24 protein-coding genes are annotated in these 26,706 nt (G+C 61.6%); 17 read left to right on the forward strand and 7 right to left on the reverse strand.

Annotated features, from left to right (window positions below):
* Positions 1–28 precede the first annotated feature (28 nt).
* The 10 genes from OHL11_RS03745 to OHL11_RS03790 all read left to right on the forward strand — a co-directional run bounded on the left by OHL11_RS03745 (position 29) and on the right by OHL11_RS03790 (position 13,522).
* Complete coding sequence (locus OHL11_RS03745) at positions 29–895, forward strand: DUF4438 domain-containing protein (RefSeq protein WP_263370133.1); 867 nt, start codon at positions 29–31, stop codon at positions 893–895.
* Positions 892–1,770, forward strand: a complete 879-nt coding sequence (locus OHL11_RS03750) for a DUF4438 domain-containing protein (protein WP_263370134.1) — start codon at positions 892–894, stop codon at positions 1,768–1,770. Before OHL11_RS03745 ends, OHL11_RS03750 begins: the two co-directional genes overlap by 4 nt.
* 3 nt (positions 1,771–1,773) lie before the next feature.
* Complete coding sequence (locus tag OHL11_RS03755; protein WP_263370135.1) at positions 1,774–2,844, forward strand: Ldh family oxidoreductase; 1,071 nt, start codon at positions 1,774–1,776, stop codon at positions 2,842–2,844.
* 17 nt (positions 2,845–2,861) lie between these two features.
* A complete protein-coding gene (locus OHL11_RS03760; protein WP_263370136.1) occupies positions 2,862–4,388 on the forward strand; it encodes a carboxypeptidase M32 in 1,527 nt (508 codons plus the stop codon).
* A 47-nt stretch (positions 4,389–4,435) separates the two neighbouring features.
* Complete coding sequence (locus OHL11_RS03765) at positions 4,436–5,479, forward strand: ABC transporter ATP-binding protein (protein WP_263370137.1); 1,044 nt, start codon at positions 4,436–4,438, stop codon at positions 5,477–5,479.
* Positions 5,476–6,453, forward strand: coding sequence for an ABC transporter ATP-binding protein (locus OHL11_RS03770; RefSeq protein WP_263370138.1), 978 nt, complete (start codon positions 5,476–5,478; stop codon positions 6,451–6,453). Before OHL11_RS03765 ends, OHL11_RS03770 begins: the two co-directional genes overlap by 4 nt.
* Positions 6,454–6,488: 35 nt before the next feature.
* The gene (locus OHL11_RS03775) at positions 6,489–8,096 is read left to right on the forward strand and encodes an ABC transporter substrate-binding protein (RefSeq protein ID WP_263370139.1); all 1,608 of its coding nucleotides are present in this window, start codon (positions 6,489–6,491) and stop codon (positions 8,094–8,096) included.
* A gap of 33 nt (positions 8,097–8,129) precedes the next feature.
* A complete protein-coding gene (locus OHL11_RS03780) occupies positions 8,130–9,110 on the forward strand; it encodes an ABC transporter permease (RefSeq protein WP_263370140.1) in 981 nt (326 codons plus the stop codon).
* A gap of 5 nt (positions 9,111–9,115) precedes the next feature.
* Positions 9,116–10,027 carry an ABC transporter permease gene (locus OHL11_RS03785; protein WP_263370141.1) on the forward strand — a complete coding sequence of 304 codons (912 nt, stop codon included), beginning with the start codon at positions 9,116–9,118 and terminating at the stop codon, positions 10,025–10,027.
* A 285-nt stretch (positions 10,028–10,312) separates the two neighbouring features.
* Entirely contained in the window at positions 10,313–13,522 is a 3,210-nt protein-coding gene (locus OHL11_RS03790) for a TonB-dependent receptor (RefSeq protein WP_263370142.1), read from the forward strand.
* Positions 13,523–13,659: 137 nt separating this feature from the next.
* Here the strand turns inward: OHL11_RS03790 and OHL11_RS03795 are convergent, their stop codons facing one another.
* Positions 13,660–14,085 (reverse strand): VOC family protein, encoded by a 426-nt coding sequence (locus OHL11_RS03795; RefSeq protein WP_263370143.1) that lies wholly within the window; start codon positions 14,083–14,085, stop codon positions 13,660–13,662.
* Positions 14,086–14,230: 145 nt separating this feature from the next.
* Between OHL11_RS03795 and OHL11_RS03800 the strand changes: the two genes are divergently transcribed.
* Both OHL11_RS03800 and OHL11_RS03805 read left to right on the forward strand, forming a co-directional pair.
* Positions 14,231–15,217 (forward strand): NAD-dependent epimerase/dehydratase family protein, encoded by a 987-nt coding sequence (locus OHL11_RS03800; RefSeq protein ID WP_263370476.1) that lies wholly within the window; start codon positions 14,231–14,233, stop codon positions 15,215–15,217.
* On the forward strand, positions 15,195–16,865 hold the full coding sequence (locus OHL11_RS03805) for a M14 family metallopeptidase (RefSeq protein WP_263370144.1): 1,671 nt from the start codon (positions 15,195–15,197) through the stop codon (positions 16,863–16,865). The genes OHL11_RS03800 and OHL11_RS03805 overlap by 23 nt, the downstream gene beginning before the upstream one ends.
* Positions 16,866–16,867: 2 nt before the next feature.
* Here OHL11_RS03805 and OHL11_RS03810 read toward each other — a convergent pair whose 3' ends face one another.
* The 5 genes from OHL11_RS03810 to OHL11_RS03830 are packed head-to-tail and all read right to left on the reverse strand — an operon-like array spanning position 16,868 to position 20,576.
* Positions 16,868–17,350 carry an ureidoglycolate lyase gene (locus OHL11_RS03810; RefSeq protein ID WP_263370145.1) on the reverse strand — a complete coding sequence of 161 codons (483 nt, stop codon included), beginning with the start codon at positions 17,348–17,350 and terminating at the stop codon, positions 16,868–16,870.
* A 3-nt stretch (positions 17,351–17,353) separates the two neighbouring features.
* Complete coding sequence (locus tag OHL11_RS03815) at positions 17,354–18,286, reverse strand: allantoinase PuuE (protein WP_263370146.1); 933 nt, start codon at positions 18,284–18,286, stop codon at positions 17,354–17,356.
* On the reverse strand, positions 18,286–19,281 hold the full coding sequence (locus OHL11_RS03820) for a succinylglutamate desuccinylase/aspartoacylase family protein (RefSeq protein ID WP_263370147.1): 996 nt from the start codon (positions 19,279–19,281) through the stop codon (positions 18,286–18,288). Before OHL11_RS03820 ends, OHL11_RS03815 begins: the two co-directional genes overlap by 1 nt.
* Before the next feature lie 5 nt (positions 19,282–19,286).
* Positions 19,287–19,757 carry a VOC family protein gene (locus OHL11_RS03825; RefSeq protein WP_263370148.1) on the reverse strand — a complete coding sequence of 157 codons (471 nt, stop codon included), beginning with the start codon at positions 19,755–19,757 and terminating at the stop codon, positions 19,287–19,289.
* A gap of 54 nt (positions 19,758–19,811) precedes the next feature.
* Entirely contained in the window at positions 19,812–20,576 is a 765-nt protein-coding gene (locus tag OHL11_RS03830) for an SDR family NAD(P)-dependent oxidoreductase (protein WP_263370149.1), read from the reverse strand.
* Between the two features lie 208 nt (positions 20,577–20,784).
* Between OHL11_RS03830 and OHL11_RS03835 the strand changes: the two genes are divergently transcribed.
* Positions 20,785–21,852: a Gfo/Idh/MocA family protein gene (locus OHL11_RS03835; RefSeq protein WP_263370150.1), complete on the forward strand. Its 1,068-nt coding sequence runs from the start codon at positions 20,785–20,787 to the stop codon at positions 21,850–21,852.
* 60 nt (positions 21,853–21,912) lie between these two features.
* Here the strand turns inward: OHL11_RS03835 and OHL11_RS03840 are convergent, their stop codons facing one another.
* Positions 21,913–22,620: a GntR family transcriptional regulator gene (locus OHL11_RS03840; RefSeq protein ID WP_263370151.1), complete on the reverse strand. Its 708-nt coding sequence runs from the start codon at positions 22,618–22,620 to the stop codon at positions 21,913–21,915.
* Positions 22,621–22,756: 136 nt separating this feature from the next.
* On the opposite strand from OHL11_RS03840, the gene OHL11_RS03845 reads away from it, so the two are divergent.
* The 4 genes from OHL11_RS03845 to ureC are packed head-to-tail and all read left to right on the forward strand — an operon-like array spanning position 22,757 to position 26,691.
* On the forward strand, positions 22,757–23,449 hold the full coding sequence (locus OHL11_RS03845) for an urease accessory protein UreF (RefSeq protein WP_263370152.1): 693 nt from the start codon (positions 22,757–22,759) through the stop codon (positions 23,447–23,449).
* On the forward strand, positions 23,446–24,297 hold the full coding sequence (locus OHL11_RS03850; protein WP_263370153.1) for an urease accessory protein UreD: 852 nt from the start codon (positions 23,446–23,448) through the stop codon (positions 24,295–24,297). The genes OHL11_RS03845 and OHL11_RS03850 overlap by 4 nt, the downstream gene beginning before the upstream one ends.
* A 16-nt stretch (positions 24,298–24,313) precedes the next feature.
* On the forward strand, positions 24,314–24,970 hold the full coding sequence (gene ureA / locus OHL11_RS03855; protein ID WP_263370154.1) for an urease subunit gamma: 657 nt from the start codon (positions 24,314–24,316) through the stop codon (positions 24,968–24,970).
* Positions 24,967–26,691 carry an urease subunit alpha gene (gene ureC / locus OHL11_RS03860; protein WP_263370155.1) on the forward strand — a complete coding sequence of 575 codons (1,725 nt, stop codon included), beginning with the start codon at positions 24,967–24,969 and terminating at the stop codon, positions 26,689–26,691. Before ureA ends, ureC begins: the two co-directional genes overlap by 4 nt.
* The last annotated feature ends 15 nt before the right edge of the window (positions 26,692–26,706 follow it).

Consider the following 26,706-nt stretch of genomic DNA (forward strand, 5'->3'; position numbering starts at 1 on the left):
CGCTCCACCAACGCGGGAAAGGACGAAAGTGCTTCGAACGAATGCCGAACAGCTAGTCATGATGGCCGTTGCCGGGACGGTGAGCCAGCCGACCGTGCGCCATCCGGGCTACATTCCCGACAACGAGGGCAAGAGCGTGCTGCTGCCCGGCATGTCGGGCATCACGTACAACGTTCGCACAGGCGACAAGGCTTTCGGCTGGGCGGGCGACCATGTGGAGCCGGGCGTTTCGATCGCCGCTGGCAACGAGGGCAACGATTTCGCGCTGCATTACCTGACCTGCATGGGCAACGAAGCAGTGGTGACCTCGGGTATGGCTGCCGGCGCACGCGGCATCGTCACTGGCGAGCACGCGCGCATGTTGGTGGATTTCGACAGCGAGGTCTATGACGGTCTTGCTGTGGGCGACAGCGTGCAGATCGCCGCTTATGGTCGCGGCCTGAAGCTGCTGGATTATCCGCACATCGAGTTGAAGAAGATGAGCCCTGCGCTGCTCGAGGCGATGGGGATCGAGGCTCTTGATGCACGTCGTATCCGTGTGCGCGTGGCGATGGAGTTGCCGATCCGCATCATGGGCTCGGGCGCGGAGCTGAACAGCGAGTTCGTCGATCAGGACCTGATGTCCGGAGATCGTTGCCTGATGAAGCAGCTTCGCATCGACCAGCTGCGCCTGGGCGATGTGGTGGTGATCAACCATGCGGACCATCGCTTCGGCCGCAGCTTCCGCACCGGCGCGGTGAGCATCGCGCTTTGCATTCATGGCGACTCGGTGATGACGGGCCACGGCCCGGGCATCATGACGATCATGACCTGCCCTGAGCCCTGCATCGAGTGGGTCATCGACCCGAACGCAAATCTTGGAACGTACTTTGGCCTTGGGAAAGGAGCGGCATGAGCGTCGCATTCAATGAAGACAAGCTGGTGATGGTCTCGGTCATGGGACAGATCGTGCATCCGTCCTTTCCGGGCCTGCCCGCCGAGCCTTACCGCTTCGCTGCGGATGGCTCCGCGTTCCTGCTGCCGACCTACGGCGGCATCGTCTACAACGTCTCCGTGGGCGATGACGCATTCGGTTGGATGGCGGACTGCATTCACCCCGGCGTCAGCATCTCGCTGCCTGCTGACACCAGCAACCGCGGCCTGAACACCTTCGCCTGCGTGGGCAATGACGCCATCGTGATGACCGGCGAAGGCAAAGGCACGCGCGGCATAGTGACGGGCAAGAGCGGTCGCTTTTCCGAGCAGGTGATCGTGCACTTCCCGAAGGACGCGCGCACGAAGTTCGCGGTGAACGACAAGATCGTGATCCGCTCCTGTGGCGTCGGCATGGCGCTGGAGAATCACCCGGAGATCTACTGCAAGAGCATGGGGCCGCAGCTGCTCGAAGCGCTCGATGTGGTGGAGCTGGAAGATCGCATTCAGGTGCCGGTCGTTGCGACGATCCCCGCGCATCTCGTCGGGGCAGGTGCAGGCCTCACCAGCGAAGGTGGCAGCATTCATCTACAGACGACGGACCGCGCCGAGATCGCCGCGCTGGGCCTGGACAAGCTGCGCCTTGGAGACATTGTTGCGCTGGAGGACTATGACAGTCGCTACCAGCATGGATACCTGCGCGAGGCCGTCGGCATCGCCGTGGTTGGTCAAACCGACGGCCCGCGTGCAGGTTACGGCCCAGGCATGACGTTGCTGATGACGGCCACCAAGGGCCGCATCGAGCCGCTCATCACGCCGGGCACGAACCTCGTAGAACTGCTCGAGATCGAGGCCTAACGCATGTCTGCTTCTGTTGCCGAAGTGCCGATGGTGAAGGTGGATCTCGAAGATATGCGCAGCTTCGCGCGCGAAGCGCTGCTTGCGATGGGCTGCAATGCTGAGGAAGCCGCGGCGACCAGCGAAGCGCTGATCTACAGCGAGCTGCGCTTTCATCCGGGGCAAGGCCAAGGTGTGCGTCGCCTGGTGAACTACCGTAAGCGCGTCGCTGAAGGATTCATCAGCATCGGTGCGCAGTTTGAAGTGCTGAAAGAAAGCCCGGCGCTTGCGCTCGTCGATGCGCACAACGGTATGGGCAGCCTCGTTGGCCAGCGTGCGATGCGTCTTGCGATTGCCAAGGCGAAGGTCTGCGGTATCGGCGTCGTCGTTGTTCGCGGAGGCACGCATTATGGCTCGTCGGCGGTTCACGCCGCTGAAGCTGAGCGCGAAGGCTGTGTCGGCGTCGCCTTCACCAACGCCGGACCGGAGATGGCCGCGTGGGGCGGCGCAACGCCGGTGGTCGGCACCAACCCGTGGGCGATCGCAGCGCCGGGTGGCGACGGCTTCCCTGTGGTCCTCGACATCGCATTGACCACCGCAGGCAAGGGCATGATGCGTTGGCACGAGCGCGAAGGCAAGCCCATGCCGATCGACTGGGCACTGACGCCTGAAGGCGAAGAGACGACTGACCCCACGGCGGCGATGGCGGGCGCGTTGCTCGGCATCGGGCAGTACAAAGGCTACGGCCTCTCGCTGATGACCGACGTGATGACGGGCGTGCTCTCCGGCGGAGGCTTTGGCATAGAGCCGTACAGCAACCCCGCGCGCACGGACGTGTCGCATACCTTTATCGCCTTCGACATCGCATGGTTTATGCCGGTGGATGAATTCCGCGCGCGCATGAAGCGCTTTGGCGAGATGATTCGCGCGAGCCGCTTGCGCCCTGGCTTCAGTGAAGTGCTGCTGCCCGGCGAGCAGGAGCATCGCCGCGAAACGCAGAAGCGCGCTGCAGGCGTGCCGCTGGCCGACCACGTATTCGCAGAGCTGCAGGCGCTTGCCGCCGAGCTTGGCATCAAGCCTCTTCAGCAGCAGTAAAAATCGAAAGGGAAGTCATGAGTTACGCGCAGTTTCTGGAACAGATGGGCACGGTGAATGATCTGCTTTGCTCGGCATCGATGTTGAGCTGGGATGCACGCACGATGATGCCTGCGGGCGCCGTTGAAGTGCGCGGGCAACAGATCGCCACGCTGATGACACTCGCGCGCACGACGCTGCTTTCGGATGAAACATTGCGTCGTCTCGAAGCCGCTGAACGCAGCACGCGCGATCTTGCGGAAGACTCCGCGGAACGCCGAGCCATCTCGCAGACGCAATACGCGATCGCGCTGCACAAGCGGATTCCTGATGAGTTGCAGGAGGAGCGTGTAGCTCTGCGCGAGGTCTCGCGCGCTGCGTGGGTGAAGGCCCGCGCCGAAGATCGCTTTGAAGACTTCGCGCCCTACCTCGAGAAGGTGGTCGCGCTCGCGCGTCGCGTCGCCGAGTCCATCGGCTATGAGCAGCATCCCTACGACGCGTTGCTCTCGCTCTTCGAGCCGGGGGAAACCGTTGTCTCACTCGATAAGCTCTTTGGTCGTCTGCGTGAATCGCTCATCCCCTTGCTGCGCGCGGTGCAGGCGAAGCCGCAGGTGCGCTGGGACTTCCTCGAGCGTGACTTCCCCGAAGACGCGCAGCGCGACTTCGGCCTGAAGATGGCTGAGGCTTTCGGCTACGATCTGCGCCACGGTCGGCTCGACAATACGGTGCACCCGTTTGAGATCTCGTTCACGCGCGAAGACGTTCGCATCACCACGCGCTACAAGCGTAACTACCTGCCTGCATCGCTTTTTGGCACGCTGCATGAGACCGGTCACGCGCTCTACGAGCAAGGCGTGGACCCCGCGTACACGCGGACTCCGCTTGCGACCGATATGCCGGGGATGTACGCCGTTGGAGGGGTCAGCTTCGGGGCGCATGAGAGCCAGTCGCGACTCTACGAAAACCATATCGCGCGCAGCAAGGCCTTCTGGGACCTGCACTATCCTTCGCTCGTGGCGGCCTTCCCGAGCCAGCTCGCTGACGTGGATGCTGCGGCCTTCCATCGTGCTGTCAACCGCGTCCAGCCTGGCCTCATCCGTGTCGAAGCCGACGAGATGACCTACGACTTCCACATCATGCTGCGTACGGAGATTGAGCGTGACCTGATCGCAGGCACGCTCGAAGTGAAGGACCTGCCCGAGCGTTGGAACGCCGCGATGAAGAGCGACCTGGGCCTCGACGTGCCGAACAATCGCCTTGGCGTATTGCAGGACACGCACTGGTCCACCGGGCAGATCGGCACCTTCTGCAACTACACTATCGGCAACGTGATGGCTGCACAGCTCTTCAAAACCGCGGTCGAGACCGATGCAAGCATTCAGCCTGGACTCGACGAAGGCAACTATGCGCCACTGCGTCATTACCTGCGCGAAACGGTACACCAGCACGGCCGCCGCTTCTCGCGTGACGAGCTTTTGCTGAAAGCTACCGGCCGCACCCTCGATCCTGAGCCCTACATCGAGTACCTCACAAAGAAGTACACAGAGCTGTACGAACTGGGTTAGTTTTCCGACGAGCGCACATGCTTCGTCGAGAGGGAAAGGAGTTCCGCATGAGGTCCAACGTGGTTGCACTCTCGGAGCAAACGTCTGCAGCCGCGCCGCTGCTGGACGTGCGGAACCTTCGCGTGCGTTTCGGCACAGACGCTGGCATGGTCACAGCGGTTGATGATGTGAGCTTCAGTGTGAAGCGCGGCGAAACCCTGGCCGTTGTGGGCGAATCGGGCTCCGGCAAATCGGTGAGCTCGCTCGCGATCATGGGGTTGCTGCCCAAGTCGAAACGTCGCGAGATCAGCGGCGAGATTCTCTTCGAAGGCCGCGATCTGCTGAAGACCACCGAAGCGCAGATGCTCCGCATGCGTGGCACAGAGGTCGGCATGATCTTCCAGGAGCCGATGACGAGCCTCAACCCGGTGCTGCGCATCGGCGAGCAGATCGCCGAGCGGCTCGAAGTGCATGAGAAGCTTTCACCGCGCGCGGCGTGGGAACGCACGGTCGACATTCTTTCGATGGTGCGCATCCCCGATCCTGCGAAGCGCGCGATGGTCTATCCGCACCAGATGTCCGGCGGCATGAGGCAGCGCGTGATGATTGCGATGGCGCTCGCCTGCAAGCCGAAGCTGCTGATCGCCGACGAGCCCACGACCGCGCTCGACGTCACGATTCAGGCGCAGATTCTCGAGCTGATGCGCACACTGCAGAAGGAGATGAACATGGCGATTCTCTTCATCACGCATGACCTCGGCGTCGTGGCGGAGATGGCGGATCGTGTCGTCGTCATGTATGCAGGGCGTGCTGTGGAAGCTGCGCCGGTGCGTGAAATCTTCGCCCGTCCGCGTATGCCCTACACGCGCGGCTTACTGCGTTCTGTGCCGCGTGTCGATCGCGCTGCGCAGCATCAACAGCAGCTCGAAGCGATCCGCGGCAGTGTGCCAAGCCCCTTGCATCTGCCCGCAGGGTGCACCTTTCATCCGCGGTGTGACTATCTCATCGACGCCTGCAAGTCAGGTGTGCCGATGCTTGAACCTGTCGCCGAAAATCATCTCGTGCGCTGCGTTCGCTCGCAGGAGCTTGTGCAGCTCGAGGCCGCATCATGACCGAGTCGCAAGCGGTTCAGCCGCTGCTTGAAGTCACTTCGCTACGCAAATATTTCCCGACGAGCAAAGGTCTCTTCTCGCGCAGTGCGCCAGTCGTCAAGGCCGTGGATGACGTCAGCTTTCAGGTGAACGCTGGTGAGATTGTCGGCCTCGTCGGAGAGTCCGGCTCTGGCAAAACTACGATCGGCCGCAGTGTGCTTCGCCTGCTTGAGCCCACATCCGGCTCCGTGCGCTTCGACGGCAAGGAACTCACTTCGCTCAACGAAGCCGAGATGCGCGCGATGCGCAAGGACATGCAGATCGTGTTTCAGGATCCGTTTGCGAGCCTGAATCCGCGCATGACTGCTGAACAAATTCTCACGCAGGCGTTGAAGATCCACGGTCTCGCCGAGGGCAATGCGCGCGACACGGTGGTCTCGTTGTTGGAGCGCGTTGGCCTTTCGGCAACGCATCTCACGCGCTTCCCGCATGAGTTCTCCGGCGGCCAACGTCAGCGCATCGGCATTGCGCGCGCCATCTCGTTGCGCCCTCGCTTTCTCGTCGCGGATGAGCCGGTCTCTGCACTCGATGTGTCGGTGCAGGCGCAGGTCGTCAATCTGTTGCAAGGCCTGCAGCGAGAGATGAATCTTGCAATGCTCTTCGTCGCGCATGACCTCAGCGTGGTGGAGTACATCAGCGACCGTGTCATCGTGCTTTACCTCGGGCGCATCATGGAGGTTGGCCGTGGTCGCGATCTTTACACGAACCCACATCATCCTTATACGGAAGCTCTGCTCTCCGCCGTGCCTGTGCCTGACCCCACCGTGCAGCGCAAGCGCGTCTTCCTTGAAGGCGATATTCCGAGCCCGCTGAATCCACCCTCGGGCTGCGTGTTTCGTACACGTTGCCCCATCGCCACAGAGGTTTGCGCGCGCGAAGTGCCTCCGCTGGTCGAGATCGCGCCCGCACACTTCAAAGCTTGTCATCACCGCTAAACGCGCCGTTGCGCGACAGAGAGAGTTTCCACGACGTGTCCTATATCGAACAAAGAAGGAAGAGACGCATTCTCGTCGTCATCACGATGTTGATCGTGGTGGCCCTTCTGGCGTGGGTGAATGCAGAGCATCATCGCCACGCTTCGAAGCAGGGAAAACGCAGCGCCCATGCAGGCGATCCAGGCACCATCGTGATCGCGCAGGCGAACGACGCTGACACGCTCGATCCTTCTGACGTTGGCTCGGCAGACACGCTGAACGTGGCACGCATGTTGTTCGGCACGCTCTATGACGTGTCGCCGGAAGGTAATCTGCAGCCATTCCTCGCGGAGTCTTATACCTACAGCGAGGATGGTCGCGCGATTCACTTCAAGCTGCGCTCAGGCCTTGCTTGCGAAGATGGATCGCCACTCACCGCAAGCGATGTGGCTTACTCCTTTCAGCGCGCTGCGAATCCGAGCAACCACTTCACGGGTAACGCGTCGGGGTTCCTGATCCCTTCCATCGAGTACACAGGCGTCACGGTCGAAGGCCCGCTTGATGTGACGGTGCACACGTCGAAGTACAACCCCATCGCGATCGGATTGATCAGCGAGCTTTCGATCATGTGCCGTGTGCCGTATGAGCATATGTCGCTGCGTGAAGCCTCCACGCACCCCAGTGCGACCGGCCCCTACAAGCTCGCCGAGTGGGTGCATGATGATCGCATCGTGCTTGAGCGCAATCCTGAGTTCAAGCTGCGTACGCCGCGCTACGATCGCGTGATCTGGCGCGTGATTCCTGAGGGTTCTACGCGCACAGCAGAACTGCTTGCCGGAGACATCGACCTCACTACGGGCGTGCCGCCCGACCAGATCGACGCGGTACGCAACAGCGAGACCGCGAAGATCGAAACGGTCACGAGCACGCGTCGTATTTACGTCGGCTTCAATATGCGCAAGAAATTTCAGGACACCGACGGTGGCCGTGCGATCCAGGATGTGCGTGTGAGGCAGGCGTTGCAATACGCCATCGATGTGCCGACGGTGTGTGAGGCGCTGCTGCGCACGCCTTGCCAGCGCGCGGCCACGCTCGTCGTTCCGCGCAATGATACGTCGGGCGTTCCTGCGTTTCCGTTTGATCCCGATAAGGCAGAGAAGCTGCTGGACGCCGCAGGCTATCCGCGCGGCAAAGACGGTGTGCGTTTCCATTTGCGCCTGCAGGCCCCGCGTACGCTCTATGGCGATGGCAACGTAGCGCAGGCCATCGGGCAATATCTCAGTGACATTGGCGTGGATACGCAGGTCGACCTGCTTGATCTCTCGGTGTATGTTCTGCTCACGCGCCAGCATGAGGCCGGCCCGCTGTTTCTGCTCGGCACCGGCGGCTCGACCTGGAGCGCTCTCTACGACATGAGCGATCTTTCGGCGCCGAACGCCGGTACGAACTACACCGGCTGGCATGACCCCGCGTTCTTCGCAGGATGGAAGCAGCTGGAGCAGACCAAGGATGCCGCCGAGCAGCAACGCATCATGAACGAGATGCTGCAGGAGTTTCACGCAGGAGCGCCGTGGCTGATGCTCTACTTCCAGCCCGACGTCTACGGCGTCAGCAACAGAATCCACTGGACGCCGAGGGCGGATGAAAACATCACGGTCTACTAACGCAGCGCACAAGGCGGAAAGGCGGCACAAACGATGATCGGTTTTGTTGCGCGACGACTGTGGCAAAGTCTGCTCGTGATCTTTGGCGTCACGCTGGTCACGTTCCTCTCCATGCACATGGGCGGCGACCCTACCTATCTCTACGTGAACGAACACGCCAGCGACGCGGAGATTGCCGCGACGCGTGCTGCGTTGGGCTTCGATAAGCCGCTACCGGTGCAGTATCTGCGCTATGCGAACGGCTTGCTGCATGGCGATATGGGGACCTCGCTCACCTACCGCACGCCTGCTGTGGACGTGGTGCTGCACCACTTTCCTGCAACGCTGGAGCTCGCTCTCTTTGCACTGATCGTGGCGCTTATCTTCGCAGTACCGCTTGGTATTCTCGCGGCCATGAAGCGCGGCACTCCGCTCGATGGCGGCATCATGCTCGTCGCCATGTTCGGCCAGTCCATTCCGAGTTTCTGGCTCGGCATCATGATGATTCTTGCGGTGGGTCTCGGCCTGCGATGGTTGCCAATCTCCGGTCGCGTGCCGGTGCTTGATGAGATTTTTGCGGGCAACATCGCCGAAGGCCTTGCCAACATTCCGCACGCGATTCCGTACCTCATCATGCCCGGCATGACGATCGCATTCTTCACGCTGGCACGCACTACGCGACTCGTCCGCGCGTCGATGCTCGAGGTGCTTTCGCTGGACTACGTGCGCACCGCGCGCTCCAAAGGCCTGAGCGAACTACGCGTCGTCGGCTATCACGCGATGCGCAACGCCATGCTGCCCGTGGTCACGATGCTTGGCCTGGAGATGGGCTTTCTGCTCAGCGGCGTCGTCGTGGTGGAAACGATCTTCTCGTGGCCTGGCGTCGGACGCCTCGTTTACAACGCCATCAACCATCGCGACATTCCGCTCGTGCAGACGGCGGTGATCCTCTTCGCCGTCACGTTTCTTGTGCTCAACCTCGCAGTGGACCTGCTCTACGCGCAGCTCGATCCGCGCATTCGCCTGAACGGATAACGCCGATGACGATTCCGCACTCGACCGCTCCCGCTACTCCCGATCGTCGCAACGCCGCGCGCCGTATCTGGCGCAGTCTTTGCCGCGCCAAGTGGCCGCTCGTTGCGCTGGTCATTCTCGCGCTCATCGTCTTCGCCGCTGTCTTCGGACCGATGCTTGCCACGCACGATCCCAATCGGCAGGACATCATTGCCCGCCTCAAACCACCGATGTCTTCAGCGCATCGCGGCAAGCTCTTCTTCCTGCTGGGTACCGATGGCCTCGGCCGCGACGTGCTCGCACGTCTGCTCTTCGGCGCTCGCGTCTCGCTCATCGTGGCGAGCATCTCGGTGCTCGTCGGCGGCGTGATAGGAACAATTCTCGGCACGATCTCCGGCTATTTCGGCGGTTGGCTCGACGACGTCCTCATGCGCATCGCCGACATCCAGCTCGCCTTTCCGTTCATCCTGCTCGCCATCATCTTCATGCTGGTCCTCGGGCCAGGCATGGCGAACCTCATTCTTGTGCTCGGCATCGGGCAGTGGGTTACGTACGCCCGCATCGCTCGCGGGCAGACCATGATGCAGCGGGAGCGGGAGTATATTGAGGCCGCCAAGGCGATCGGTCAGAAGACGCCCGGCATCCTCTTCACCGGCATCTTGCCGAACATTCTCTCGCCGCTGATCATCATCGGCTCATTCAACATCGCGAGCGTCATTCTCGCCGAAGCGGCGCTCTCGTTCCTCGGTCTGGGCGTCCCGACCACGACGCCGACCTGGGGCGGAATGCTGGCAGAAAGCCGCGATCAGCTCCTTGCAGGACGCTGGTGGCTGGCCCTCTTTCCGGGCATCGCCATCATGCTCACAGTGCTTTCGTTCAATCTTTTGGGCGATTGGCTGCGAGATTTCCTCGATCCCCGCCTCGCAAACGAGGGCTAAGTGTTGCGAAATGAGTCAGAAGCACGAAAGTGCTCTGACTGGGTGAACTTTGCTTTAATTTAGATTGCAAGTTTATTAGATTGTTATACAATCTAACCAAAAGCAGCACAGTATCTCTGTCAGCGGGCGAACCGGCCCCAAGACTTTGTCCTACGTTCGGCGCATCCTCCGCCGAACGGTCTGAACGATATCTCTGAAGCTTCACTTCCAGGAGTTCCTTGTATGCGTCTTGGCTCAAGGCAGTTCGTCCGGCCTCTGCTTTCCTCTCTCTTGTTTGCAACGGCTTTGAGCGCGAGCGCTCAGACCTTTCGTGGCGGCATCAATGGCACAGTGACCGACCCCACGGGTGCGGTAGTGCCGGGAGCCGTCGTTATTGCCACCGATGAAAGCACCGGCCTCGTCCACACGATGAAGGCAACCGGTTCGGGCGACTTCACGTTCTCGGATCTGCCGCTGGACTCGTACACGATCACTGTGACGGCCAATGGTTTCGCCGTGCAGAAGATTCAGCATGTACAGGTATCGCAGGGCAGCATTTACACCGCGCAGGTGAAGCTGTCTCTGGCGAGCTCGGGACAGGAGATTTCGGTCTCGGCAAATCAGCTTGCGCTGGACACGACCTCGACGACGCAGACGACGGTGATCACCGGTAAATCGGTGGATGCGATGCCGCTGAACGGTCGCGACTTCACGCAGATGGTGGCGATCACGCCGGGCTTCGCGGGCTACGCGATCGGCGGCGGCGGCACGGGCATGGGCGCGCTGAACGGCACGCGCTTCGACCAGATGAACTGGCAGATCGACGGCGTGGACAACAATGACTTCTACGCGAACGTGCCGGCTGTGAACCAGGGCGGCATCCTCGGTATCCCCGGTGTGGTGATGCCGATCGACGCGGTGGATCAGTTCTCGGTGCAGACGCAGGGTAACGCGGAAGCGGGTCGTAACCCGGGTGGTGTGGTCAACCTCGGCATCAAGTCGGGCGGCAACCAGTTCCACGGAACGGCGTACTACTACAACCGTAATGAGCTGTACTCGGCGCCCTCTCCGTTCCTCGCGGCGGGCGAAACGAAGAAGCGCAACCGCAATTACAACGCGGGCTTCTCGTTCGGCGGACCGATCATCAAGGACAAGCTCTTCTTCTTCAGCTCGCTCGAAACGCAGACCTTCTCCATCGGCCAGAATGGCTTGGCGACGGAGCCGTCGTACGCGTATCAGGCGCAGGCGAAGGCGCTGCTCGCCAAGTACGGTGTCGCGGTGAACCCCGTGGGTCAGAACATCCTGAACACCTTCTACCCGGCCTATGCGCTCGGCGGTGCGGCTGCGGCGAACAACTATTCGAGCAACATTCCGCAGTCAGGACATAGCTGGAACGGCGTCCTAAAGCTCGACTATGCCATCAACGAGAAGAATACGCTGTCCGTGCGTGGCTTCGGTGGTGAAGGCAATCAGACCGCTCCGAACGGCTCGGAACTGGCTCCTTACTATGAGGTCGGCCCGATCCACGTATGGAACTACGCCGTGGTGCTGAACACCATGGCGACCTCGAAGATCAGCAATCAGTTGTTGCTTGGCGTGAACTACTTCAACCAGCTCTTCAACAACGCGGACCAGAACTTCAACGTCGCTGGCACGGGTCTCGTCACGGGGAGTCAGTATCCGTCGGAAGCTCCGAAGATCCGCATCTCCGGCTTCGATAAGGCTGGCATCATCGCTCCTTCGGGCCGTAACGACATCACGGGTCACTTGAACGATACGGTGTCGTACACGGTAGGCTCGCATGCCTTCCGCTTCGGTGGCGAGTTCCGCCGCGGCTATGTGAACGTCTTCAACTCGGGTAACTCGACGGGGCAGTTCAACTTTACGGGCCAAGGGAGCAAGGTATCTGCGACCAATCCTGGCTGGTCTGCTGACACCACCTACGGATCGAGCGTAAACGCTCTGGCCGACTTGCTCGCAGGCTACTATTCCACCGCGACGATCGCTATTGGTAGCCCTCAGCGCTGGGTCTATGCCAATGCATTTGACTTCTTCGCGCAGGACTCCTGGCGTCTCGGTCAGCGTCTGACGCTGAACTACGGCATTCGCTACGACTACGAAGGTCCGCTGTATGACAACGATAAGGATCTTAGCGTCTTCATCCCCGGCAAGGGCGTGCAGGTTCTGGGCAACGGTATCGACTCGCTGTACCCGTCAGACAAGAATAACTTCGCCCCGCGTCTTGGCTTCTCGTACCAGCCCTTTGGTGCAAGCAGCACGATGGTCATCCGTGGCGGCGTCGGCATGTACTACGACCAACCGATCATGGCAGCCTTCCTGAACAACTCGACGAGCAACAGCTCGCCGCTCGGTGTTCAGGCCAATCCGGACACGAGCTTCCAGTACTACTCGATCACGGCGACGGGCGGCCCGACGCATGCTCTAACGACCGGTGTGAACCCGTTCGGTGGCGTCACACGTAGCTGCTCGCCGAGCACTCCTTGCGGTGCCTTTTCGATAGATCAGAACATGCGTACGCCGTATGTCTGGAACTACAACCTGAACGTTGAGCAGCAGCTTGGCTCGAAGATTCTGGCTCAGCTCGGCTATGTAGGTAACGAGTCACGTAAGTTGCTGGGCATCCGCGACATCAATCAGGCCAAGCTGCAGGCGAACGGTTCTCCCTCGACCGCAGCTGACCAGCTCACGCAGCAGATGAGCCGCCCGTACTCCAACCTTTATCCGAATTACGGCAACATCAACCAGGTTGGCACCTTCCAGACCGGCAACTACAACTCGCTGCAGGCTACTGTGAAGATGCAGGCGGTTCACGGCTTCACCGCACAGGCTGCGTATACCTGGGCCCATGCCTTCGACGAAGGCTCGGTCTCGCGCTCGCAGCTTCCGCAGAACAGCAACAACATCAAGGGTGAGTACGGCAACGCAGCCACGGACACGCGTCACACCTTCGTCGGCCTCGTGACCTACACGCCTCCGACTGTCAGCGGATCCTTTGAGCGTCTGCGTAACGGTTGGCAGTTCAACTCGATGGTGAACTTCCACACTGGCGCACCGTTCACGGTCTACGCCAGTGCCGATACCAGCGGTACGGACGAAGGCGCACAGCGTGCCAACCTTGTCGGCAACCCGTACTCCGGCATCAGCCGCGCCTTCGACGCAACCAACAAGAGCGAGACCTGGATCAACGCAGCAGCCTTCGCTGATCCGGCAAACGGCACCTACGGCACCACGGCCCGCAACGCCTTCTACGGCCCTGGCTTCGGCGATGTCGACATCTCGGTCTACAAGGCAACGAAGATCACGCAGGGTGTCGCCGTGCAGATTCGTGCGGAGATGTTCAACGTCTTCAACCGCAAGAACTTTGCTCCGCCGAACAACACCATCGGCGACAGCCTCGGTACCGTCTCCAGCACCATCGGCGAGTACTCGGGCGCACCGAGCATCGGCCCCGGCGAACCGTTCAGCATGCAGCTCGGCGCGAAGATCATCTTCTAACCCACTGCAACCTATCTACCTCCGAATTTGGCTGCAATCCTGACCGGGATTGCAGCCTCTTTTTTTGCTTCGGAAGCGAGTTGCAGACGCAAAAAGACGACGGCCGAGGCCGTCGTCTTCTTCATGCTGCGAGGTGCCTACTTGGCGAAGACCTGGCTCATGTCGGCGAACGCCTTGAACTCCAACGCATTGCCCGAAGGATCGAGGAAGAACATCGTCGCCTGCTCGCCGACCTTGCCCTGAAAACGGATCTGCGGCTCGAGCTCGAACTTGATGCCCGCGGCCTTCAGACGCTCCGCGAAGGTGTGGAAGACCTCCATCGTCAGCACGACGCCGAAGTGCGGCACCGGTACGTTGTGGCCGTCCACGTGGCTGTGGTTCGCGCCGGCGACAACGCTGTCCGCCGGTCGCAGATGCGCCACGACCTGGTGGCCGAAGAGGTTGAAGTCGATCCAGTTGGCCGAGCTGCGGCCCTCCTCACAACCCAGCACCGTGCCGTAAAAGTGGCGCGAAGCCTCGAGGTCGGTGACAGGAAACGCAATATGAAACGGGGTCAAAGACATTGCCGCTGTTCTCCTCAAAAGAAGCAGCATTCGGCGAGAATCCTGCGAAAAGTGCGTGCAGAAACGCGTCAAAATGCTTGAACTAAGTGTATAACAATCTTACAAAGATCAGATTTCAAAGGTCAGGCAAATTATCCGTCTTCTCATCACAGGATCGACCGGCTTCCTCGGCAGCGCTTTGCTGCGGGTGCTGTCCGGTCGTGACGAGGTGCAGGCGGTGTTGGCGTGTGACTGCGTTCCCTCTGGCGAAGAGTTCGGTGAACAACGTCTGCTCGATGTGCGTGACCGCGAGGCTTGCGAGGCGGTCGTTCGTGAGTGGCGGCCGACCCACATTCTTCATGCGGCGGCTGTGACCGCCGGCGATGACGAGACCTGCTTTGCCGTGAATGCGATGGGTACGAGCAACATGGTGCGAGCGGCTGTCGAAGCAGGCACCGTGGAACGCATGGTGGTGTTGAGCAGCAGCGGTGTCTATGGTGCTTCGCAAACTTCGCTACCGTGCGACGAAGAGCATCCGCTCGACCTCAGTAGTGCTTACGCGGAAAGCAAGCGCTCGGCGGAGTTGTGCGCGCTGCTTGCAGAGGCGCGCTCGGGCATCGCGCTGGTGGCTGCACGCGTGGGGCCTTGCTATGGTTCGGAAGAGACGCCGTCACTCTTTCGTCCGCGGCAAAGTCTTATCGCAGAGCTGCGCGCTGCATTGCTGAGTGCGAAGCCTGTGCGCGTCTACGGTCCTGGCTACGCTCGCGACTGGACGCATACGAACGATCTTTGCGCGGCGATGGCTGGCCTTCTGTTGGCGCCGCGTCTGCAGCATCGGATCTACAACGTCAGCTCCGGCATTGCCGTTAGTAGCGATGAGTTGCTGGAGACCTTTGAGGACTTCGGCCTGCAGGTGCAGCGCGTCAGCGATGCCGCGCAGGCCGATCTTTTGTTGTTGCCCGAGCACGAGCGCAAGGCGATGGTGATCGATCGCCTGCACGCCGATACGGGTTTTACTCCTTCCATCGGACTGCATGAGGGCATCGCCCTTCTTTTGCAGCACGACACCCCTGACGCGCCTCGGTTTCGCGGGCGTATCCAACTGCAACACAATGAACGTGGAGAGAATGATGGCAAGCAGCACGCGCTTTGATCGCTACTACACCTACGACGAAATGACCGAGCAGTTGCAGGCGCTCGTCGCCGCGCATCCTGATCTGGCAACGCTCCGCTCGCTGGGCCAGAGCTTCGCCGGCCGCGAGGTGTGGCTGGTTGAGATTACGAACCATGCCACGGGACCGGCGCTGGAGAAGCCCGGCTTCTACATCGATGCGCAGATCCACGCGGAAGAGCACGCCACCAGCGCGACCGCTCTCTACGCGATCTGGCATCTGCTCGAAAACTACGGTAAGGATGAGGAAGCGACCCGCCTTGTCGACACGCAGGTCTTCTACGTGCTGCCGCGCATCAACCCCGACGGGGCAGAGATGTCGCTGGTTCCGCCGTTCCAGAACTGGTGCGGCAACGGTCGTTACACGCCGGAGACTGCGCGCCATGAAGGTCTCATCGCCGAAGACGTGAATGGCGACGGCTACCTCGCCTGGATGCGCGTACCGGATGCAAAGGGCGAATGGAAGAAGAGCGCGACGAATCCCGATGTGATGATTCAGCGAGCGCCGGGTGAAGAAGGCGGCGAGTACTTCCGCTTGTATCCCGAAGGCTCCATCCGCAACTTCGACGGCGTCGACGTGAAGGTGGAGAAGCCCTTCGACGGCAACATGAATCGCAACTTCCCGGCGAACTGGTCGCGCGAAGAGTACGGTGCGGGTGAGTATCCGCTCTCGGAACCGGAAGCTGCGGCGATGGCGCGCTTCATCCTCGATCATCCGAACATCTGCGGCATGTGCGCGTATCACACGCACGGCGGCGTCATCCTGCGCCCCAGCATGACGCGTCCTGACGCTGCGATGCCTGCGCGCGACCTTGCGCTCTACGATGCGATCGGCAAGGTGGGCACGGAGATCACCGGCTACCCGACGATCAGCATCTACGAAGGCTTCACGCCGGACAAGTCGAAGCCACGTCGCGGCGGCTTGATGGACTGGACCTATGAGGAAATGGGCATCATCAGCATCGGCACTGAGCTGTGGGACCTCGAGGCTGCGGCGGGCGTCAACAAGACGAGCCACTACAACCTGCATCCCGCTGACGGCGAAGCGCAGATGAAGATCTACGAGTTCGTGCGCAAGCATCTCGGGGATCGCGGCTGGCGTCCGTGGACGACCTTCGAGCATCCGCAGCTTGGAACGATCGAGATCGGCGGCATGGTGAACATCTGGGCTTATCGCAATCCGCCTGAGCCCATGCTGGAGAAGGTCTGCCGTGACAACGCGCTCTTCAACCTGCGCCACGCAGCGGCCTCGCCGCGTGTGCTGGTCGATGCGGTCACCGTCGAGTCACTCGGTGCGGATCTCTACAAGGTGCGCGCGGTCGTGAGCAACCACGGTTATCTGCCCACGAACCTTTCGGATGTTGCGATCGAAAAGGGCATCGCGAAGCCGGTGGAAGTTTCGATCAGCATCGATGGTGGTGAGGTTGTGATGAACCCTGCGAAGGTCGAGCTGGGCCACCTGGCAGGACGCAATGAACGCTTCGCTCCGTGGTCACCGTGGGGCCAGCAGTGGACCGCTGTGAGCAAGCCTGTGGAGTGGCTCGTGCGTGCGCCGCAGGGCAGCGCTATCGAGGTTACGGCAAAGTCAGAGAAGGGTGGAACGCATCGCGTCAAGCAGCAGGCCAGCTAGGTCTACTGCTTTGACTCGGCGAGGAGTTCCAGCGGCTCGGTCAGCGTGAGGAACTCATCGTCGTCGCGGTCGTTGCGCCACATGCAGACGGCGAAGTGCGCCTTCGCATCGAGCGCGGTGGCACCCATGTGCCAGGTCATCGCGCGATACACCACGCCGACGTTGCCCGGCGCGACGAAGCATCGCGCGCGAGCAAGATCGGGCGAGCCATCGGGCAGACTCGGCGTCACGACGATGAGGTAGCGTGAAGCCTCCAGCGGCAGAAAGATCTGCGCTGCATGAGGATGACGCTCCAGCACCGTTGCGGTGATGGGCAACATGCTTTGCGGCACAAAGTTCACATGCAAGCGCGGAGTGGCGTCCTGCGCGGTAGCGCCCAGCCACTGCGTATAAAAAGCACGCTCCCCCGGAGCCTCTGGTGGCAACACAAGGGTCCCGAAGGGAGCGAATGCTTCAGCCGTTACGGGTTCGGCGCGTAGCTGCATCGTCTAGGCGACCTCAGCAGGGAAGCGCGCGATCCAGTGGCGAGCGATGTCTTCGCGACGGCAGACGTAGACGTCGTCGAGCGTCTTCACGTAATCGAGGAAGCGCGCCAGGCCGGCCGCGCGTCCAGGATGTCCGAGAATGCGAAGGTGCATGCCGACGTTCATCATGCGCGGCTGCGTTTTGCCTTCTTCGCGCAACAGGTCGAGCGAGTCTCGCAGGAACGCAAAGTACGCATCGCCGGTCGTCATGCCACCCCGCAGCAGGCGCGCATCATTGATGGTCAGTGAGTAAGGCACCACAAGATGCGGACGCACACCGGAACGGTCCCAGTACGGCAGATCGTCATTGTAGGCGTCGCTGTCGTAGAGGAAGCCGCCTTCTTCGATCAGCAAGCGGCGCGTGAAGACGGCAGGCGCATAGCGGCAGTACCAGCCCACAGGGCGCTTGCCCAGCGTGCGCTCAAACGATGCGACAGCTTCGGCGATTTCGCGGCGCTGCTCTTCTTCGGTGAGCGTGAACTGCTCGCTCCAGCGCAGACCATGCGAGCAGATGTCCCAGTCGAGGCGACGGATCGCCGCAGCGGCTTCGGGGTTGCGCTCGATCGCCTGCGCGCACGCGAAGACGGTGACCGGCAGCGCGCGCGATTCGAAGATGCGCAGCAGACGCCAGAAGCCCACGCGCGTGCCGTACTCATACATCGACTCTGCAGCGAGATCGCGATCCCCTTGCGCTACGCGCGAGTTCGCGACTTCCAGCAGAGCGCGTTCGGAGTACTCGTCTCCGTCAGGAATCGAATACTCCGAGCCTTCCTCGAAGTTCATCACGAAGTTCAGCGCGACGGACGCCTTTCCGGGCCACTGCGGGTCCGGCGGGTTCTGTCCGTAGCCGCAAAAATCGCGCGGGTGGGAGTCGGGAAGTGCAAGAGGGCCTGTCATTAGTCGCGGAACCCATCCGTTTTGCCGTAGAAGCAGCACCACTCGCCCGTCATCACATTGGGCAGCGCGCGAAGACCGAAGATCATGCCATCGGCAGGAGCCACCAGCGTGCCGACGACATCCCCCCACACATCGACGATCGTAGCGACAGCATCGCCCTTCTTCATCGGCTTCTGGCAAGCCACACCTTCCGCCGGAACGAAGACGCCGCTCGCCGGTGCGAGCAGAGCTTCCTGCACGCCCTTCCAACGCTTCTCGGGGTAATGCGCAACGCCGGCGATCATGCCGTAGTGGCGCATCACGTTGCGCATCGCTTCGCTCAAAATCTCAACGACCTTGCGCATGCCTTCGGGTGAAGTTGCAGGACGTCCGCCGAGTTCGACGGTGATGCCGCTCTTGCCCGCTTCGAGCATCGTTGCCATCGGGTTGCCCTTCGGGCTGATCGCCGAAAGCACGAGCTCCCATCCACGGCCCATCGCCTTCGCAAGCTCCACCGACATCGGATCTTCGTTCACGAAGATCGTCTCGGAGAGATACGAGTGCGCGCCGCCGGAGTGAATGGAGATCTCGTAGTCGGCTACGGTCTTCATGAACTCCGCATGGGCCCAGGCGATGCGCTCGGTCAGGTAGCCGTTTGCGCGACCCGGATAGATGCGGTTCATGTCATACGAGAAGGTGTCGAGCGGATTGCCGCGCTGGCCTGCTTCAAACGCCGGTGCGTTCATCGCGGGCACGAGCACGAGCGTGCCCGCAAGCTCCGCTGGATTGATCTCAGCCGCCAGCGTGTGGCAGGTCAACGTACCCTCCGGTTCATCGCCGTGGATGCATGCGTCGATCCAGAGGCAGGGGCCGGGCTTCGCGCCGTTGATGACGATGACCGCGATCGAAATCTCGCCGCCCGTTCCGGTCTTCGTGACTGGAATGTGGCCGCGCACAACGGTGCCGGGGAGAGCGACTGCGGTTCCTACGGTGATGGTCTTTGCTTCCTGCGCCATGTCGCTTAGATCCCCTTTACAGCGTTGTATTTTTCAAGCTCTTCCGCGTTGTACACCTGCATGAATTCGATCTCGATGCCGCCGGCGTCGTTGTCGAGAAACGCAACGTAGCCTTCCGGATGGACGTGGCTGCCGGTGATCTTGCAAGCCTTGCACTCGCGCAGCGTAGCGCCTTTTTGCTGCGCTTCGGCGAGGGCCTTTTCGATGTCGGCGACCTCATAGCAGATGTGGTGAAGACCTTCGGCGCCGCGCGCGGCGATCCACGAAGCGAAGCGGCCGTCAGCGTCCATCGACTGCGAGAGCTGATACTCGATGCCGCCGAGCATGAACAGTGCCACGCGGTTGCGCGACTTCGGATACTCGGTCACCGGCGTGTCGGCAGGTACGCCGAGGAAGCGCACATAGGTGTCCAGCGCCGCTTCCGCATTACGGACGGCAAATGCCATGTGCTTGATGGATTTCACGTTGTCGCTCAAGTTCAACAGTCCTTTCGTCGAGGGGGAGGGAAAGAGTCAATGACGACGAGCGCGCTAGGTAGCGACGCGTCCGCCGTCGATCAGAAGTCCAATGCCGGTGGTGAAGGAAGACTGGTCCGATGCGAGATACAGCACGGTTTCGGCGATCTCTTCGCCCGTCCCCATGCGGCCCATCGGTGTCGCTGACATCCATTTCTCGGCCAGCGCATCGGGGTCTGCAGCCAGGTCGAGATTGCGGCGGTTCATGCCGGTGTCGATCACGCCGGGGCAGATCGCGTTCACACGAATGTTGCGGCGCGCATACTCGATCGCAAGCACGCGCGTGAGCGACATGATCGCGCCCTTCGATGCGGCGTAAGACAGGTTGCCGCCAACGTTCGCATAAGCGCTCACGGAGCTGTTGTTCACGATGACGCCGCCGCCCGTGCGCAGAAACGACTGGATCGCGTACTTGCAACCGAGAAACGTGCCCTTCAGGTTCACGTCGATCACGCGCTCGAAGAGCGCCGTGTCCAGGACATCAGAGGCCGTCAACGGCTGCTCGATGCCCGCGTTGTTGAAGAGAATGTCGAGTTTGCCGAATTGCGTTTCGGCGGTCTGCACGAGCGCGGAAACCTCGGACTCCACCTGCATGTCGCAGGGCTGGAAGAGGATCCGTCCGCCTGCGGCGCGAATCTCCGCCGCGGCTGCTTCGCCAGCCGTCTTGTCCACGTCGCCGAGGACGATCGAAGCACCTTCGCGGGCAAAGAGCGCGGCCGTGGCACGCCCCATTCCGCTGGCGCCGCCTGTGATGATCGCTACTTTATTGCTAAGCCGCATGGGTCCCGCTTTTTCGCCGCTGCCAGAAGGCCGCGAGCGATGGGCTGATGGTGCTGTCGATAAATGCGCCGATGTACTTATGTATGATTGTATAACAAGTGATATATAGGGTTGTCCAGCTATTTCGGCAATCGCTTGCACACCACCCCGTAAACTCGCTCAGACAGGCGGTTTCGGGCATCCGAAAAAGGGTTTAGGAGTCCACAGTATGCGCGTCGGCATTATCGGAGCCAGTTTTGCAAAAGCAGCGTTTCTGCCGGCGTTTCGGCACGTCCCCGGCGCGGAGGTCGTCGCGCTGGCCAGCTCGCGGCTGGAAAGTGCGGAAGCTGCGGCCAAGCCGTATGGCATTCAGCATGTGTACACCGACTGGCAGAAGATGCTCGCCGAGCATCAGTTCGACCTCGTGTGCATCGCGACGCCCACAGTGACGCATGCGCCGATGGTGCTGGCCGCGCTGGAAGCGGGCGCGCATGTGCTCAGCGAAAAGCCCACCGCGATGGATGCGACGGAAGCCGCCGCTATGCTCGCGAAGGCGGAAGAGCTTGGCCGCGTGCATATGATCGACCACGAGCTGCGCTTCAACGCCAAGCGTCGTAAGCTGCACGAGCTGGTGCACTCGGGCACGATCGGCGAGGTACGCCACGCGGTCGTGCACAACGTCGGGGGAAGCTGGGCCGATCCGGCATCGCGGCCTGCGGGCGACTGGTGGTCGCTGGCCTCGCAGGGCGGTGGACGCCTCGGCGCGAACGGATCGCATCAGGTGGACCTGCTGCGTTGGTGGCTGGGGGAGATTACCGCGGTCTCCGGCACGGTGAAGACGATGGTGCCGAACCGCATCGACAAGAAGACCGGCGAGGCGTGGACCGCGACCGCTGACGACTTTGTGCAGTTCTCTGCGGAGTTTGCCTCGGGCGCGCTCGCGACGGTGCTGATAAGCACCATCGCTCGCCACGGCGCGGCCAACGAAGTAACAATCTACGGCAGCGAAGGCACGGTAACGCTCTCCAACGACACGGAAAAGCTGATGTTCGGCAAGGTCGGCGAGCCGCTCGCCGAGGTCGAAGTGGCGAACCCCTTTGACGGCCTCGAAGGCGTCAACAGCGGCATCTGGAACCAGTCGGTCGTCGGTGCGTTGCAGGAGCTCTGCGCGGCGATTCAGGAGAAGCGTCCGCTGCGCGACGGCGCGACCTTCGTGGACGGCCTGCGGAATCAACGAGTGCTCGACGCCATCAAGCTCTCGGAAAAGACGCGCCAGTGGATCGCTATTCCGCAGTAAAGAGCCGCAAACGAGAGAGGCGGAGCCATTGCGGCTCCGCCTCTTTTTCTTGCGCTGCTCCTAGGCAAACTTGCGGCGCTGGCGATCAATCAGCAGGATGTGGCTTTCCATCGCTTCGCCGATCACTTCATCCGGGCCGGGGTTCTTGATCTGCTCGAAGATGAAGTCGCGGAACTGCTCATGCTGCTTGGGAATCGCCATCAGGTTCTTGTCGCGATAGCGCTCGAAGTTGAAGACGATCGTGACGTGGCGCGCGATGGTGTCCCACAGCGTACCCGCGATGGGATTATGCGCAGCGTTGCGGATGATGCGGTGGAACTCGAGGTCCGCCAGCAGGGAGCCGGGGATGTCCTCAGACTTTGCGGCGCGCTCCATCTCCGCGATCGCTGCGTTGAGCTCGTTGGGGTCTTCCAGGCCGCTACGCCAGTTCGCCAGCGCATCACGCAGCAGGAAGGTTTCCAGCATGAGTCGCACTTCGAGGATCTGCTGCGTCGTCTCGGCGTCGAAGGTCGCGACATGATATCCGCGGTGGCCGCCGCCGGTCAGAATTCCCTGCGCATGCAGCACCTTCAGCGCCTCGCGGATGGGTACGCGGCTGACTCCAAGCTTCTCCGCCAGCGTCGTTTCGACGATGCGCTCGCCCGGCATCAGGCGGCGGGTAGCGATCGAATTTGCTACCAGGTTGGCGATGTTGTCGGCCAGCGAGGTCCAGAGAGGCTTTCTCAAAAAGTCGGAACTGCCGTTACTCTGCGGTGCGTCAATCGACACGGGAACCCCTTCCAAAGTGGCTGATTGTATAATTTTATACAATCAGCGGGACTAACAGTAATGTTCTGCCTAGAATACGTCGCTCTACCGTGTTCTTCGGCATTTTCTTCAATTTCCCTGTTGGAAACGCCGCAGAATGGCTGAACTCTCTATGGGGCAGGCTCCGGGTGTCGATCGGTCGATGATGGCGTGGCTGCAACTGCTGCAGCTCTCTGACAGCGCGCTGCCTATTGGGGCGCTCTCGCACAGCTTTGGGGTGGAGTCTCTGGTCGCCGAGGGCGGACTTGATACCGCCGATCTTCCTCGCTTCTACGCCGAGTGGCTCGCCGGCGCGGGCCACGCCGACGCGGTACTCTGCGCGATGGCTCACGCGGTGGATTCGCCTGGAGCCTGGCAGCAGCTTAACGCGATGGCTTCGGCGATGCGTCCTGCACGCGAAAGCCGCGACGCAAGCACGCGGCTGGGCCGACGATTCCTGGGGCTTGCCGCGCAGTTAGAAAACGATGAGCGCTTGCGGTATCCCGGCGACGGGCATCTCGCGGCGGCTTTTGGTCTCGTAGCTGCCGTTCTCGGCATCGGAGCCGCCGAAGCCGCCGGAGCTTATCTGCACCAGACGCTCTTTGGCTCTGTTTCCGCCTGCCAGCGTCTGCTGCCGCTGGGGCAGACCGTGGCGATGCAGCTGTTGTGGAGCATGAAGCCGCGCATGATGGCGGTGATCGAGCAGGCCTGCGCGGCGCCGCAGTGGGAAACGCTCTGGAACCTGCAGCCCGCGCTCGAAGTAGCGTCGATGCGTCATCCGCAGCTGCACACGAGGTTATTCATCAGTTGACCACCAACGCAGCCGAGCTTCGATTGCTGGTGGAGGGCCGCCGCGGCGCCACGCAGTTCCGTACGCAGCGGCTGGACCCGCCGTGGAAGGTCGTGCGTGGCTTTCAGCGCGAGGGCGCGGAGTGCCTGTATCACCTGAACAATGTCTCTGGTGGCATCTTCGGCGGAGATTCGCTGACGCTTGAAGTTGATGTGCTGCCCGGTGCGGAAGCGCAGATTACGACTACCGGTTCAACGCGGCTTTATCGTCCGCGCGTCGATGCCAGCGAAGCTGAGTTGCGCTCCACGTTTCACATCGGCGAGGACGCGTTGCTCGAGTACCTGCCTGACTCGCTGATTCCGTTTGAGAACTCGCGCGCACTGCAGCAGACGAGCTTTCACCTCGAGCGTGGTGCCACGCTTTTTGCGTGGGACGTGCTCGCGCCGGGACGCAAAGCGTCGGGCGAGACATTCCGCTACGAGCGGCTGAAGCTCATCACCGAAGTCTTCGTCGACGGCACACCGATTCTGCACGACCGTCTGTTGCTCGAGCCGCGCAGGTGGAGTGTTCACTCACCCGGAAGACTGGGGCGCGGCACGGAGTATCTCGTGACGTTTCTCGCGGTACAGGCGGGCGCGAACGCACTCGCGCTGCGCACGCTGGAGTCAGAGTTGGCAGACGTTCTCGCATCGCATTCGCGCGTGGGTGGCAGCCTATGGGGTGCTACCACCTTGCCCGCGCACGGCTTGATGGTTCGTGGCATCGTCGCGTCCCCGTTGGAGATTCCCGCCGTGCTGCAAGCGGTGTGGTCGCAGTGCAAGCAGTCGCTGATGGGCCGGGAAGCTGTGCCGCCCCGAAAGATTTATTAGGAACGGAAAGGAACCTATGCACCTTACTCCCCGAGAGCAGGAACGGCTGATGCTTCATACCGCTGCCGATGTGGCGACGCGTCGCAAGGCACGCGGACTGAAGCTGAACTACCCGGAGGCCGTCGCGTATCTTTCGTCCGCAGTGATGGAGTCCGCGCGCGATGGCATGAGTGTGGCGGAGTTGATGGTGCACGGCACGACGTTGCTCACCAGCGCTGACGTGATGGACGGCGTGGCCTCAATGCTGCATGAACTGCAGATGGAAGCGACGTTCCCCGATGGCACGAAGCTCGTGACATTGCACGATCCTATCCGCGTGCTGCCCGATGCGCCCGCGGGCATCATCCCCGGCGAGTATCTGCTGAATGACGACGACATCACCATCAACAACGGTCGTCGCACTACAACCATTACGGTGGGCAACACGGGCGATCGTCCGATACAGGTGGGCAGCCACTACCACTTCTATGAGGTGAACGCAGCGCTGAGCTTCGATCGCGAGGCTGCCTACGGCATGAGGCTCGATACGCCTTCGGGGCTTGCGGTGCGCTTCGAACCCGGCGATGTGAAGCAGGTGCATCTTGTGGAACTCGCGGGTACGCGCATGATGCATGGCCATCGCGGCATGGTCGATGGGCCGTTGGCCGCACGCAACGAAAAGGAGACCGCATGAGCCAGAAGATTTCACGGCAGATGTATGCAGACCTCTACGGTCCTACGACGGGCGATCGTGTTCGACTTGCGGACACGGAGCTGATCGTCGAAGTCGAGAAGGACTTCACCGTCTATGGCGATGAGGTCGTCTTCGGCGGCGGCAAGACGATCCGCGATGGCATGGGGCAAAGCGCTGGTGCGGAGCGTCGCGCATCGCAGGGCGTGCTTGATCTCGTCATCACGAACGCGCTCATCATCGACCACTGGGGCATCGTGAAGGCCGACGTCGGCATACGCGATGGCAAGATCGTGAAAGTCGGTAAGGCAGGGAATCCCGACACGATGCAGGGCGTTGATCCTGAGCTGATCATCGGCGCGTCGACCGAGGTCATCGCAGGAGAGAACCACATTCTCACTGCGGGGGCGATCGATAGTCACATCCACTTCATCGCTCCGCAGCAGATCTACGAAGCGCTCTCCAACGGCATCACCACGATGCTTGGAGGTGGCACAGGCCCCGCCACAGGAACTTGTGCAACGACCTGCACCCCGGGGGAGTGGAACCTTGCGCGCATGTTTGAAGCGGCCGAAGCGTGGCCGATGAACCTGGGCTTCCTCGGCAAGGGCAACGCTGGCAAGCCGGGGCCGCTGGAAGAGCAGATCATCGCTGGCGCGTGCGGCCTGAAGCTGCATGAAGACTGGGGATCGACGCCTGCTGCGATCGATGCCTGCCTGCGCGTGGCCGACGCGATGGACGTACAGGTGGCGATCCACACGGACACCATTAACGAAGCGGGCTTCGTTGAGGACACGATCGCCGCGATCAACGGGCGTACGATTCACACTTACCACACCGAAGGTGCGGGCGGAGGCCATGCGCCGGACATCATCCGCATCGCTGCGTTGAGCAACGTGCTGCCTTCGTCCACAAACCCCACGCGGCCGTTCACGAAGAACACGATCGCCGAACATCTCGACATGCTGATGGTCTGCCATCACCTGAATCCGATGGTGCCGGAAGATGTCGCTTTCGCCGAAAGCCGCATTCGTCCTGAGACGATCGCCGCTGAAGACATCCTGCATGACCTGGGCGTCTTCTCGATGATCTCGAGCGATTCGCAGGCTATGGGCCGTGTCGGCGAAGTGGTGCTGCGTACCTGGCAGACCGCGCACAAGATGAAGGTGCAGCGCGGTGCGCTCGTCGGCGACAGTTCACGCAACGACAACACGCGCATCAAGCGCTACGTCGCGAAGTACACGATCAACCCTGCGCTCGCGCACGGCATCGCGCACGCGGTCGGCTCTATCGAGCCGGGCAAGCTTGCGGACCTCGTGCTGTGGAAGCCTGCGTTCTTCGGTGTGAAGCCGGAGATCATTCTCAAGGGCGGAACGATCGCCTGGAGCACGATGGGCGATGCGAACGCGTCGATTCCCACGCCGCAACCGGTGATCTATCGCCCCATGTTCGGCTCATTCGGCAAGGTGCCTGCATCGTCGAGTGTGCTCTTCACTTCGCAAGCTGCGATGGAGGCGGGCACGCTTGAGAAGCTGCATCTGCAGAAGCGCCCGATGGCCGTGAGGGGCTGTCGTTCGGTGACGAAGGCGGACCTCATTCACAACTCCGCAACGCCGCATCTTGAAGTGAACCCGGAGACGTACGAGGTGCGCGCCGACGGCGAACTGCTCACCTGCGAACCACTCAGTGAGCTGCCGATGGCGCAGCGTTACTTCCTCTTCTAACCGATCCGCAACAGG

This window comes from Granulicella cerasi, from assembly GCF_025685575.1.
Classification (GTDB): Bacteria; Acidobacteriota; Terriglobia; order Terriglobales; family Acidobacteriaceae; genus Granulicella; species Granulicella cerasi.